Below are 13,272 nucleotides of genomic sequence, written 5' to 3' on the forward strand. Positions count from 1 at the left end.
TGAATATAGGTCAATGTTCGGAATCGTCATAGATCATCCAAAAACGACATCTCTCGTGAAAGTAGTGCAGGCGATGTCGCAATCTGAAACCTAACAACGCCAGCGATTCTGCATGCGGATTTGGATCGCGATGGCATGGCGCGCGGGACGCAAGCGGATGAACCCATGCGCCTTTGCGCAATCAACCTTCCGCAAAGTCGGGCGGACTGTCACCGTCAGGGCGTGGCATCGATCCAGTGCCAGTTCTTCATGCGCGCGCGAAACCAGGTGCGCTGGCGTTTGGCGAATTGCCGGGTTGAAATCGTGGCCCGCTCTCGCGCGTCATCCAGGCTGAGACGACCGTTCAGATAATCCATAATCTCTGGGACGCCAATGGCCTTGCAGGCTGGAAGGGCGGGGTCATACCGGTCCCGCATGGCCTTGACCTCGGCCAAGGCCCCCTGTTCCAGCATCTTGTCAAAGCGTTGGTTGATGCGGTTCAGCAACCAGGTCTTGTCGGCGTTGAAGACAATGGGAACGGTGTGTTCGAGTGCAAGAACCGGGGGGCGGGTTTGGGCCTGCCATTCGTGCAGGGGGCGACCGGTTGCCTTCTGTACCTCCCATGCGCGCTGAACTCTGGCCCGGTTTTGCAGGTCCAGACGCAGCAGCGTTTCATCGGCAACTCCGGCGATCAATTCTGCAAGCGGCATATCATCCGCCTTTGCCCGAATGTCGGCTGGCGTTGGCGGAATGTCGGCCATCCCTTCCGTCAGCGCGGAATAATACAGCCCCGTGCCGCCCACGATGATCGGGCGGGAACCTGCGTCGAGCATGGGCGTGACTTCGCGCAGCCAATGGCCGGTGGAATAGCTCTGGTCATAAGCGATGTGGCCGTAAAGCCGGTGGGGCGTCCGGGCCTCTTCTTCCGCAGACGGTCGTGCCGAGATGATCCGCCAGCAATCATAGACCTGACTGGCATCCGCATTGACGATGACGCCACCCAGACGCGCGGCGATCAGCAGCGCCAGTGCTGATTTTCCGGACGCGGTCGGGCCGGCGATCAGCACGGGTTTGTCGTCTGGAATGGGCGGCAGGCGATCCCAAAGCCGTACGGCAGAATTGTCGTCCATATAGTTTGCCAGTTCCTGACTATCCGCATTGAACCTGAAGCGGTTTTGCTCCATTTTGCGCCGGAAAATAACCCCGTCGCAGCCCGGAGCGCAACATGACCCTTTCCCCCATGACCGAGACAACAGAAGCCCCCAAAACAGCGTATAAACGCGTGATGTTGAAGATCTCGGGCGAGGCGCTGATGGGGGATCAGGGATTCGGTCTGCACCCACCAACCGTTCAGCGCATCGCGCAAGAGGTCAAATCAGTGCATGATCTGGGGGTCGAGATCTGCATGGTGATCGGCGGTGGTAATATTTTCCGGGGCCTCAGCGGCTCGGCACAGGGGATGGAGCGGACGACGGCTGACTATATGGGAATGCTGGCCACCGTCATGAACGCGCTGGGGATGCAATCGGCGTTGGAAGGCGAGGGGGTCTTTACCCGGGTTATTTCCGCCATCCGCATGGACGAGGTATGCGAGCCCTATATCCGTCGCCGCGCCGTGCGGCACCTTGAGAAGAAGCGTGTCTGTATCTTCGCTGCAGGCACAGGTAACCCCTATTTCACCACTGATACGGCTGCGACCCTGCGCGCCAATGAAATGGCGTGTGAGGCAATTTTCATGGGCAAGAACGGTGTCGATGGTGTTTATGACAAGGATCCGAAAACCAATTCGGATGCCGTACGCTATGATACGATCTCGTATGACGACGTTCTGACTAAGCGCCTGCGCGTCATGGATGCCTCGGCCATTGCGCTGGCGCGGGACAATAACTTGCCTTTGATCGTTTTCGGTCTGGATGAGCCCGGCGGGTTCCGTGGAATCCTGGCGGGCGAGGGGACCTATACCAAGGTTCAGGGCTGACGCTGACCCGTGTTGCGGGTGCTCGGTACAAGTTCATATTCCGATAATTAAAGGCGTGGCGTGATTCCCGGAGCAGAGTGTCGGGCTCACCGATCCGTGATGTCGGAAATCTGACAAAACTGTGCAAGAATGTCGTTTTTTGTCATCGGACGGTCTCAGCAGTCGTGCCGCTTTCAACTTCCTTAACCGAAGACTGTCGTACGTAATAAGAAAGGAAGAGAAATGTCCGATAATACGGATACCGACTATGAAGTCGGTCAGGACAATGTTCAGATTTTTGGTCTGGACGTCCACAATCCGGTCTTTGTCGTTTCGGGTCTAACCGTCATTGCCTTCGTGTTCTTCTCGCTTGTCTTCCGCGAGCAGGCGTCGGAGTTCTTCGGTTGGCTTCGTCCGGCATTGACCAGCAACTTCGACTGGGTGTTCATGATTGCAGCCAACATCTTTGTGTTGTTCTCGCTCATGCTGATCGTCACACCATTTGGGTCGATCCGACTGGGTGGTGATGACGCAAAACCTGATTATTCCTACGCAGGTTGGTTTGCGATGCTGTTTGCGGCAGGCATGGGGATCGGCCTGGTGTTCTGGGGTGTTGCAGAACCGATTTCGCACTACGGTTCGTCCGTCGGCGGTATTGCCGTTGGCGAAGACGGCGTGCGCACGGACTGGGCCCCGCTGGGTGCGGGTCTGGAGGACCCTGAGGCGTCGAAAAAGCTGGCCATGGCTGCAACCATCTTCCACTGGGGGATGCATCCTTGGGCGGTTTATGCGGTTGTCGCTCTGGCGCTGGCCTTCTTCAGCTTCAACCGTGGCCTGCCGCTGACCATGCGGTCGGTGTTCTATCCGATCTTTGGCGAAGCGACATGGGGTCCGCTGGGTCACATCATTGATGTTCTTGCGGTTTTCGCGACCATCTTTGGTCTGGCAACCTCGCTGGGTCTGGGGGCGACGCAGGCGCTGGCCGGTCTGAACTATCTGTTCGGCGTACCGGTGAGCGATGGGATGAAGGTACTGCTGATCGGTCTGATCACCGCGTTTGCTTTGGTCTCGGTCGTGGCTGGTTTGGACAAAGGCGTGAAGCGTCTGTCCGAGGCGAACATGATTCTGGCCGCAGCCCTGCTATTCCTGGTTCTGATCCTTGGTCCGACGATCGCGATCCTGACCGGGTTCTTTGACAGCCTGATCGCTTACGTGGTTGCGCTGCCTGCCCTGTCCAACTGGGTTGGCCGTGAAGACGTCAACTTCATGCAGGGCTGGACCACCTTCTACTGGGCGTGGTGGATTTCCTGGTCGCCGTTCGTTGGTATGTTCATCGCGCGTATCTCGCGCGGTCGCACCATCCGCGAATTCGTGACCTGCGTGATCCTGATCCCGACCGTGGTTGGCGCATTGTGGATGGCCGTCTTTGGCGGTGCCGCACTGGATCAGGTTCTGTCCGGTTCCGGTCAGGCCCTGTCGGACGCGGCGCTGGAACTGAAGATGTTCACCATGTTCGAACAGTTCCCGATGACCTCGCTGCTGTCTTTTGTCGGCATCATCCTGGTTGTCGTGTTCTTTGTAACCAGCTCTGACTCGGGCTCGCTGGTGATCGATACGATCACCGCTGGCGGCAAAACCGACGCTCCGACTGCACAGCGTGTGTTCTGGTGCGTTCTGGAAGGCGCGATTGCCATCGTGCTGCTGCTGGGCGGAGGCTTGGGTGCGCTGCAGGCTGCAGCTATTGCGACCGGGTTCCCCTTCGCGATCGTTCTGGTGCTGATGTGCGTTTCGCTTTTCATTGGCCTCATGAACGAACGTCGCCGCAGCTGATCTGAGCCGACGGTTTGAAAACGAACAAGGCTCCGGTGAAAACCGGGGCCTTTTTCGTTGACGCGGCAGGCGGCTATGGGCTTACTGCCCCGGACAATCAGTGGAATTGAGACGTCAGGAGGTCCGCGCGATGAGCGGTTTGGATATTGAGTTCGTGCGCGCGCAGTTTCCCGCATTTTCCGAACCCAGCCTGCAAGGTCAGGCGTTCTTTGAAAATGCAGGTGGATCATACACTTGCAAGCCGGTTCTGGACCGGTTGTTTCGCTTTTATCATCAGCGCAAGGTACAGCCCTATGCTGCCTATGAGGCCAGCCGGCTGGGCGGTGAAGAAATGGACGAGGCCCGCACCCGTTTGGCCGCGTTGATGGGCGTGGCCACCGATGAGCTGAGCTTTGGTCCATCGACCACGCAAAACACGTATGTGCTGGCGCAAGCTTTTCGCCAGTGGATGCAGCCCGGTGATGCAATCGTGGTGACAAATCAGGATCACGAAGCAAATTCCGGTCCCTGGCGCCGTCTTGCCGAGGACGGCGTCGAGATACGGGAATGGCAGATTGACCCGGATACCGGCTCGCTGGACACTCAGGCGCTTGAAGATATGCTGGACGACAAGGTGCGCCTAGTCTGTTTTCCCCATTGCTCCAACGTGGTGGGAGAGTTGAACCCCGTTACGGAAATCACCGCCATCGCCCATGCCGCGGGCGCGTTTGTTTGTGTGGACGGCGTCTCGTACGCGCCGCACGGGTTGCCCAATGTGGGCGATCTGGGTCCCGATATCTACCTGTTCTCGGCCTACAAGACATATGGGCCGCATCAGGGCTGCATGGTGATCCGGCGGGCGTTGGGACAATTGCTGCCCAATCAGGCCCATCATTTTAACGGAGATGCGCTTTACAAACGGTTTACACCTGCGGGCCCCGATCATGCCCAGATTGCCGCCTGTGCCGGTCTGGTCGACTATGTCGATCTGCTGAACGATCACCATGGCGGGCCAGCCTCTGGCGCGGCGGCGCGGGGCGCGTTTGTTCACGATTTGATGCGCGCCCGGGAAGTCGCATTGCTGCAACCCGTACTGGACGCCGTAAAGTCCCGCAACGCCGTCCGCCTGATCGGACCGTCGGATGCCGAGCGCCGGGCACCAACTGTCGCTCTGGCCCTGAACCGACCAGCTGAACCTGTTGCTGCCGAACTGGCAAAGTACGGGATCATGGCCGGAGGTGGGGATTTCTATGCCGGTCGGCCCTTGCAGGCCATGGGTGTTGACGAGGCGCAGGGTGTGTTGCGCCTGAGCTTTACGCACTACACCTCAAAGCAGGAAATTGATCAGCTTTTGGAGGCGCTTGAACGCGTTTTGTGATCCGCAGATTTAGCTGCTGCGTATACTGAAGAAAAGCAGCAGGCTTTCATGCACGGCAACGATAAAGCGATCCTACTCTGGTTCAGGCGTGATCTGCGACTAAGCGATCATGTAGCCCTGGACGCGGCGGTTCAGACCGGGCGTCCGGTCATTCCGCTGTTCATTGTGGACGAACAGGCGGAAAGACTGGGGGCTGCGCCGAAATGGCGTCTGGGTCTGGGGTTGGATGCTTTTGCCGACAAGCTGAAGCAGATTGACAGCCGTTTGATCCTGCGCCGAGGCTCGGCAGGTGCCGTTCTGGCAGATGTGCTGGCCGAGACCGGTGCAACTTCCGTTTATTGGACGCGGGCGTATGATCCCGACGCCATCCGGCGTGACCGGGCAATCAAGGCGGACCTGATCGGGCAGGGCGTCGAGGCCCGCTCGTTCGCCGGTCACCTGTTGTTTGAACCATGGGAAATCGCCACAAAATCGGGGCAGCCGTACAAGGTTTTTACGCCGATGTGGCGTGCCGTCCGGTTGCTGGATGTGGCGCCCCCGGCACCCGCCCCGGTTCGGCTGCGGCCTCCGCATCGCTGGCCACGTTCCGATGCGCTGGATGTCTGGCATCTAGGAAAGCGGATGCATCGGGGCGCGGAGATCGTGCGAGCCCATGTTCTGCCGGGTGAGGATGCGGCGCATGACCGTTTGGACGCGTTTCTGGATCACATCAGCCATTATGGAGAACGGCGCGATCGACTGGATGTGGACGGCACCTCGAACCTCTCTGAATACCTGTCATTGGGCGAAATCGGTCCGCGAACGGTTTGGCACAGGGTGCAGCATGCGACGGATTTGGGTATGCCGGGCACCGAACCATATCTACGGCAACTGGTCTGGCGCGAGTTCGCCTATCACCTGATGTATCACTGGCCGCATCTGTTGTCGGCGAACTGGAAATCGGAATGGAATGATTTCCCCTGGCGCACGGATCCCGATTCACCCGATGTCAATGCCTGGTGCCGGGCACGAACCGGTGTACCGGCGGTTGATGCTGGGTTGCGGCAGATGTACGTCACCGGTCGGATGCACAACCGTGCCAGAATGATTGTCGCAAGTTACCTGACGAAACATCTGCAAACACACTGGAAAATCGGTCTGCAGTGGTTCGAGGACTGCCTGATCGACTGGGACCCCGCCGCCAACGCGATGGGATGGCAATGGGTTGCGGGCTCGGGTCCGGACGCAGCACCGTATTTCCGCATCTTCAACCCCGCGACGCAGGCCCTGAAGTTCGACCCTGAATCGCAGTATATCCGGCGCTGGATCGCCGAAGGACAAAACAAACCTTCGGCAACGGCGCTGGCCTATTTTGACGCCATTCCACGTCGTTGGGGCCTTGGCCCAAGCGATGCCTACCCGGGACCTGTCGTGGATCTGGCCGAAGGGCGGCGGCGCGCGTTGGCTTTGTACGACTCCAGAAAAAAGCCAGTAACGAATTGAAAACTTGCCATAAACGGAATCCCGCCCTAGCTTTGAGCTGCGACCGCAGAGGGGAGAGCGGATGTATCTGACAAGCACAGATGGGCAGAAAAACCTGCCTCGATATTTTACACAGGTCTTCAAGATGCTGCGCAAGATGGATTCGGGCCGTCTTGACATTGCATTGCCGGACGGCCGGGTGTTTCGCGCCGAAGCGTCCAAGCCCGGGCCCATCGCGCATGTGGACATTCATTCCGAAGATGTGTTTGCCCGACTGGTCCGAGAAGGCGAGTTGGGGTTTTCAGACGGGTATCTGGAAGGGGATTGGAGCACCCCGGACCTGCGCGCCTTTATGGATCTGGTCCATTTGGGAACTGAAACCGTTTACGATGATTTCACAGGCCAGTTTCTTGTGCGAGCCTACGAGCGCCTGCGGTTCTGGTTGCACCGCAACAATCGTACGCAAGCCAAAAAGAACATCTCGTACCATTATGATCTGGGGAATGAATTTTATGGGCTCTGGCTGGATGACACCATGACCTATTCCAGCGCTATTTTCGAGACCGGACAGGAGAGCCTGGAAAAGGCCCAGACTGCGAAATACGCCAGCCTCGTTGATGAAATGGGTGCAAAACCGGGTGACCACATACTCGAAATCGGATGTGGCTGGGGCGGGTTTGCCGAATATGCCGCCAAAGAGCGTGACTTAAGGGTCACGGGTCTGACGATCAGTCAGGAGCAGTTGAAGTACGCGCAGAAACGTATTGAAAAAGCGGGACTTTCTGACAAGGTGCAGTTCAAATTACAGGACTATCGGGATGAGCGGGGTCAATATGACGGCATCGCTTCGATCGAGATGTTTGAGGCCGTCGGGCAGAAATACTGGCCGGTGTATTTCGAGACTGTTCGCGATCGCTTGAAACCCGGAGCCAACGCAACCCTTCAGATCATCACAGTGGCCGATCATCGCTGGGAGATTTACAAAAACGGCGTTGATTTCATTCAAAAATATATCTTTCCCGGTGGTATGCTGCCCGCACCTTCGGTCCTTAAGGAACAGATTGCCGATGCCGGACTGAGCGTCGTGCGATCCAAGGAATTTGGGCCCAGCTATGATCTTACCCTGCGCCGGTGGTATGAGACATTCAACTCTAAGTGGGACCAGATTTCCGACCTTGGCTTTGATGAGCGTTTTCGCCGCATGTGGAATTATTATTTGACCGCTTGCGGCGCGGCCTTTGACACCGGCAATTGCGATGTGACACAGATCACAATAGCAAAACCAGGGTAACAGACGGAAAGATTAAATGCCTACTGCTTCACGACTTGTCGCCGCTTTGTGCTTGTTGGTGGTGGCGTTTCTTGTGTCGACGATGGTCATCGCAAACGGGGAAGAGGGCAAAAACTATGGCTACTTCACCTATGTGAACATGGCGTTGGGTGTCGCGTGCGGTTGGGCCATCATGGGCAAACGCGCTGGACGAGGCTGGACGGCCGCAATCAACAACGGACTGACTGGTGTTGCGGCCTTAGTGTTCTGGGGGCTGTTTGTCCAAGGCACGTATGAGATGTTCGATCAGGCGATGGGTCACAAATTCGGCGGGCCGTTCGAGGCCTTGCTTGCAATCTTTGAGATCGGTCTGGATTTCAGCCGACAACTCATGATTTCTGAGATTTTGTGGACCCTTGCGATCGGAGCACTGATCACTGGCCTGTTCACCGAAGTTGCCGCGCGTCGCTGGAGATAGGGCGACAGCGCCGATCAAGAGGCTCTGAACCTTGTCCGATCTGTTTTTCTACGGCACCCTGCGCCACGTGCCATTGCTGGAGCTTGTTCTGGGACGGGCGTCGGGTGATTTGCCCGTGCTTGAGGCCAGTTTGGCCGATCATGCGGTCTACGAGGTAAAAGATCAGTCATTTCCGATGATCGTTGAAGAAGCCGGAGCTTGGGCCTCCGGCGTTCTGGTGCGTGATCTGACGACGACTGATCTTGAAAGGCTGTCCTTCTATGAGGGGGGCTTTGACTATGATCTGCGAGATCAGACTGTCATCCTGAGCGATGGCTCGGTTCATTCAGCGCAGGTGTTTTTTCCCACTCCGGGCGTGTGGATGCCCGGGTCACTCTGGTCTCTGTCCGACTGGCAAGAGACCTGGGGGGCGCTGACTCTGTTGGCCGCCGAAGAGGTGATGGCCTATTTCGGACGAACCGATGCCACCCGGATTGAGCGCAGCTTCCCGGCGATCCGGGGACGTGCCTGGGCGCGGCTTATGGCGCGGAGGCGCAAATCCGATGAGGTTCGGCAAACAGCGCGCGATGTCGTGCTGCACAACCGCCATCACGGCTATGTCGACTTCTTTTCGATGGAAAGCGTCCAGCTTCAGCACCGACAGAACAGCGGTGAAATGAGCCCCGTTCTTAGCCGTGCCAGCCTGGTCATGGGCGATGCGGTGATTGTTTTGCCGTATGATCCGGTGCGCGACACGGTTCTGCTGATCGAACAATTCCGCGCTCCTCTGTACATGATCGGCGATCCCGCGCCGTGGGTGTGGGAACCTGTGGCCGGTTTGATCGATCCTCTGGAAACGCCGGAACAGGCTGCGTATCGTGAAGCGCAGGAAGAGGCGCACATTGCTTTGAACGCGCTGGAATATGCCGGGGGCGCCTATACAACCAGCGGGTCTTCGACTGAGTTTGTGTATCTTTACATAGGCATAGGAGATTTGACTCACACGGTGGAAAACGGTGGGCTTGAGTCCGAGGGTGAGGATATTCGCAGCAGAATATTACCGTTTCAGGAATTCATGGACATGGTGGACACGCATGTTTTCAAGGATTTGCCCATGCTGATGCTGGCGAACTGGCTGGCGCGTAACAGGAAACGTTTGCGCGCCGGGTGATCCCGGCTTGTGGTTGATGCGGCGCAACGGTAAATCTGTCGCGATACCAAATGACAAGAGGGCGCCATGCGCATTGCAACAGACCTTGCCGACGCAGTCGGAAAAACACCTCTGATCCGCCTGCGCCGCGTCAGTGAAGAAACCGGGTGCGAAATTCTCGGCAAGGCCGAGTTCATGAACCCGGGCCAATCGGTCAAGGATCGCGCTGCGCTTTATATCATCCGCGACGCCATTGCGCGGGGCGAGCTTAAACCGGGCGGCACCATTGTCGAAGGTACGGCTGGAAACACGGGGATCGGTCTGGCGTTGGTTGGGGCGTCGATGGGCTTCAAAACCGTAATCGTAATTCCGGAAACTCAATCGGAAGAGAAAAAGGACATGTTGCGCTTGGCCGGCGCACAATTGGTGCAGGTTCCTGCCGCACCATACCGAAATCCCAACAACTTCGTGCATTACTCGCGCCGACTGGCAGAAGAGCTGGCGCAAAGCGAACCCAACGGTGCGATCTGGGCCAACCAGTTCGACAACGTCGCCAACCGTCAGTCGCATGTGGAAACCACAGGCCCTGAAATATGGGAGCAGACCGGCGGCAAGGTTGATGGATTTGTGTGTGCCGTGGGCTCGGGCGGGACGCTGGCCGGTGTCGCCGACGCGCTGCAGCCCAAAGGCGTCAAGATCGGTTTGGTCGATCCGATGGGGGCCGGGCTTTATTCCTACTACACCACCGGTGAAATCGCGATGGAGGGCAGCTCGATTGCCGAAGGTATCGGGCAGGTGCGTATTACCAAAAACCTTGAAGGGTTCACGCCGGATTATGCCTATCAGATGACGGACAATGAAGCGTTGCCTTATATCTTCGATTTGCTGCGCGAGGAAGGTCTCGTCATGGGCGGGTCGACCGCGATCAACATGGCCGGTGCCGTGCGTCTGGCCAAGGATTTGGGGCCGGGCCATACGATTGTGACCATCCTTTGTGATTATGGCACGCGCTATCAGTCCAAATTGTTCAACCCCGAATTCCTGCGCGAAAAGGAATTGCCGGTCCCCGACTGGATGACCGAAGCACCCCGCAGCATTCCCGGCGTGTTCGAGGACGTGTGATGCTGCGGCAGGTCCGCTGGTTTCTGGCCCTTGCCCTGATTGCGTTTGTTTGTCTGGGGGGACCTGCAGCCGCCCAGCTGACTGATCGACAAAGCGAGTACTATCAGGGCTGGGTCAAAACGGCGGACCGTGCCGAAGCGGTGATCGAGGCGAACAGAGCCTCAAACGCTGCGTTGGAAAATTTGCGCGCCGAAATAAACTCTTACCGAGAGGATTTCAATCGGGCGAGGGGCGCAAACACCGAACGTATTCAGACGTTGGATGCGCAGATTGATGCGCTTGGGCCCAAGCCCGAAGGTGACGCCAACGAACCCGAAGACATTGCCAATCTGCGGACGCTTCTCGGAGAGCAGCTGAACGCGCTTCAGGTGCCTAGGATCATCTCGGAAGAAGCGTTTAGCCGGGCCAATGGTCTGATTGCCGAGATCGATCAGTTGCTCAGAAACCGGCAGGCGAGAGAGCTGCTGGAACGAGGCCCGTCCCCGATAAACCCGGTCTACTGGGCACCGGCGTGGGTGGATGCGACGGAAGCCGCGCGCAGCCTATTTCATGAAGCGCGCAGAAATCTGCAAACTGACGTCGTGCATGAAAAGCTCCGGGATCAGGGGTTGGGTATCTTCCTGCTGGTACTGGTGGCGGGAATATTGCTGTTCTACGGGCGGCACTGGTCTGAACTGGCTGGCAATTACCTGCGTCAACTTGGGGGGCAGGGCAGTGGGGTTTGGACCTTCCTGACCTCACTGTTACGTATTCTGCTGCCTTGGCTTGGGGTCTGGCTGATCGTCCAGGCCACGGTCATGGTCGGTGTGCTGGGCCTGCGTGGTACATTGGTGATCCAGAACGTACCCTATTGGGCGGCTATCATCCTGTATTACGATTGGATCGGTCGGCAAGTTTATGTTTTGCAAGCGGCACAGGGGTTCAAACGTCTGGCGGCGAAACGTGTCGCCGAATTGCGGGTCTATCTGGATCTGTTGGCCTGTTTGCTGATCCTGCACGAGTTAGTGAACCTGTTCGATCAGATCGAAAACGTGTCGGATGCAACCCGTGCCGTGGTCGGTTTCCCGGTCACTGTCGCGACGGCGCTGGTGTTGTTGCGTGTGCGTCAGGTGCGCACCAGCGAAGTCGCGGTCGATCCCGATGATCCCTCGGCCAAGACGCGTGGCGCCGGATTGGGGCAACTGATTGAGTTTCTGCGCCGTGCGCTGTTCCTGCTTGGCATGGCTAGCCCTGTGCTGGCTGTGGCGGGCTATACCAACGCCGCCGAAGCCATAGTTTATCCGGCGGTCAGATCGCTGGTTCTGATTGCGGCATTGATCATCGTGCAACGCTTTCTTACCGCGGTTTATGGCTGGATCAGCGGACAGGGCGATGCGGCGAAGGATTCGTTGTTTGCCGTTCTTATCGGCTTTGTGATGGCGATTTTGGCCCTTCCGGTTCTGGCGCTGTATTGGGGGGCACGGGAAACAGTGCTGATGGAGGCCTGGTCGCGTCTGCTGCTGGGATTTGACATCGGTGGCGTGACCATCTCGCCCAGTAATTTCTTCACCTTCCTGGTGATCTTTGCCATCGGTTATGGCCTGACGCGGCTGCTGCAAAGCGGATTGCGCAGTTCGCTTTTGCCGAAAACCAAGATTGATCCCGGCGGGCAGAACGCCATTGTCGCGGGGACCGGCTATGTCGGTATTTTCCTTGCGTCTCTCTCGGCCATTGTCGTGGCGGGATTCGATCTTTCATCATTGGCCATTGTCGCCGGTGCGCTGTCGGTCGGCATTGGTTTTGGGTTGCAGACCATTGTGTCGAACTTCGTCTCAGGCATCATCCTGTTGGTTGAGCGTCCGATTTCCAAGGGTGACTGGATCGATGTGAACGGGATGATGGGATATGTGCGCGACATCTCGGTGCGCTCGACCCGGATCGAAACGTTCGACCGCACGGATGTGATCGTTCCGAACTCTGATCTGATCAGTGGTGTCGTCACGAACTACACGCGCGGGAACACGATCGGTCGGGTCATTGTGCCGGTGGGCGTCGCCTATGGCACCGATACCATGCGGGTTGAACAGATTTTGGATGAGATTGCGAATGCTCATCCGATGGTTCTTGCCAACCCGGCACCCAGCGTTGTGTTCCAGGGGTTTGGGGCGGATTCGCTTGATTTCGAAATCCGCGCCATCCTGCGGGATGTGAACTGGGTGCTTTCGGTGAAATCGGATATGAACCACGAGATCAATCGCCGCTTTGTTGAAGAAGGCATCGAAATTCCGTTCGCGCAGCGCGATGTCTGGTTGCGCAACCCCGAGGTCTTACGCGCTTCCGAGATGGCGGAGGAGCCAAAACCCGAACCTGTCGCAAAAAGAAAGCGACCATCGTCGCCGACAGAAATGACCGAGGGCGATTTGTCCGATGGGGACGGAGACGAGGTCTGACCCTGATCACTGTTCCAGATGCAAGGGGCGATTTTCGCCACAATCGCCCCTTGCAAATCCCCAGGCGATAGTCCAAACATCGCGCGCACGGAGAGGTGGCCGAGTGGTCGAAGGCGCACGCCTGGAAAGTGTGTAGGCGGGAAACCGTCTCCAGGGTTCGAATCCCTGTCTCTCCGCCACCCTATCCTGACATTTCGGTACCGGCCTCATGCCGCCTGTACGGCGGTCACGGCATGGGTTCACCACGCGTGGTGTTAGAC

Annotated in this window: 10 protein-coding genes and 1 tRNA gene; 10 read left to right on the forward strand and 1 reads right to left on the reverse strand. The window is 57.8% G+C overall.

All coding sequences use genetic code 11. The features are described 5' to 3' along the window. Positions 1-215: 215 nt before the first annotated feature. Positions 216-1,109 (reverse strand): tRNA (adenosine(37)-N6)-dimethylallyltransferase MiaA, encoded by an 894-nt coding sequence (gene miaA / locus ACRZ9X_RS05065; RefSeq protein WP_480516436.1) that lies wholly within the window; start codon positions 1,107-1,109, stop codon positions 216-218. Positions 1,110-1,219: 110 nt separating this feature from the next. On the opposite strand from miaA, the gene pyrH reads away from it, so the two are divergent. The 10 genes from pyrH (at position 1,220) to ACRZ9X_RS05115 (ending at position 13,191) form a co-directional block, all read left to right on the forward strand. Then, a complete protein-coding gene (gene pyrH, locus ACRZ9X_RS05070) occupies positions 1,220-1,957 on the forward strand; it encodes a UMP kinase (RefSeq protein ID WP_480516591.1) in 738 nt (245 codons plus the stop codon). Positions 1,958-2,179: 222 nt separating this feature from the next. Next, positions 2,180-3,766, forward strand: coding sequence for a BCCT family transporter (locus ACRZ9X_RS05075; protein WP_480516438.1), 1,587 nt, complete (start codon positions 2,180-2,182; stop codon positions 3,764-3,766). 130 nt (positions 3,767-3,896) lie between these two features. Then, positions 3,897-5,123 carry an aminotransferase class V-fold PLP-dependent enzyme gene (locus tag ACRZ9X_RS05080; RefSeq protein ID WP_480516440.1) on the forward strand — a complete coding sequence of 409 codons (1,227 nt, stop codon included), beginning with the start codon at positions 3,897-3,899 and terminating at the stop codon, positions 5,121-5,123. Between the two features lie 48 nt (positions 5,124-5,171). Next, complete coding sequence (locus ACRZ9X_RS05085) at positions 5,172-6,605, forward strand: cryptochrome/photolyase family protein (RefSeq protein WP_480516442.1); 1,434 nt, start codon at positions 5,172-5,174, stop codon at positions 6,603-6,605. Positions 6,606-6,666: 61 nt separating this feature from the next. Beyond that, a complete protein-coding gene (locus tag ACRZ9X_RS05090) occupies positions 6,667-7,875 on the forward strand; it encodes a class I SAM-dependent methyltransferase (RefSeq protein WP_480516444.1) in 1,209 nt (402 codons plus the stop codon). Between the two features lie 16 nt (positions 7,876-7,891). Beyond that, on the forward strand, positions 7,892-8,332 hold the full coding sequence (locus tag ACRZ9X_RS05095; RefSeq protein WP_480516446.1) for a TrgA family protein: 441 nt from the start codon (positions 7,892-7,894) through the stop codon (positions 8,330-8,332). 31 nt (positions 8,333-8,363) lie between these two features. Continuing rightward, positions 8,364-9,482, forward strand: coding sequence for an NUDIX domain-containing protein (locus ACRZ9X_RS05100; protein ID WP_480516448.1), 1,119 nt, complete (start codon positions 8,364-8,366; stop codon positions 9,480-9,482). A gap of 66 nt (positions 9,483-9,548) precedes the next feature. Then, positions 9,549-10,583 carry a cysteine synthase A gene (locus ACRZ9X_RS05105; protein WP_480516450.1) on the forward strand — a complete coding sequence of 345 codons (1,035 nt, stop codon included), beginning with the start codon at positions 9,549-9,551 and terminating at the stop codon, positions 10,581-10,583. Next, positions 10,583-13,012 carry a DUF3772 domain-containing protein gene (locus tag ACRZ9X_RS05110; protein ID WP_480516452.1) on the forward strand — a complete coding sequence of 810 codons (2,430 nt, stop codon included), beginning with the start codon at positions 10,583-10,585 and terminating at the stop codon, positions 13,010-13,012. The genes ACRZ9X_RS05105 and ACRZ9X_RS05110 overlap by 1 nt, the downstream gene beginning before the upstream one ends. An 89-nt stretch (positions 13,013-13,101) precedes the next feature. Next, positions 13,102-13,191: transfer RNA gene (locus tag ACRZ9X_RS05115), tRNA-Ser, on the forward strand. Positions 13,192-13,272: the final 81 nt, after the last annotated feature.

This window comes from Ruegeria sp. AL1, assembly GCF_056540905.1.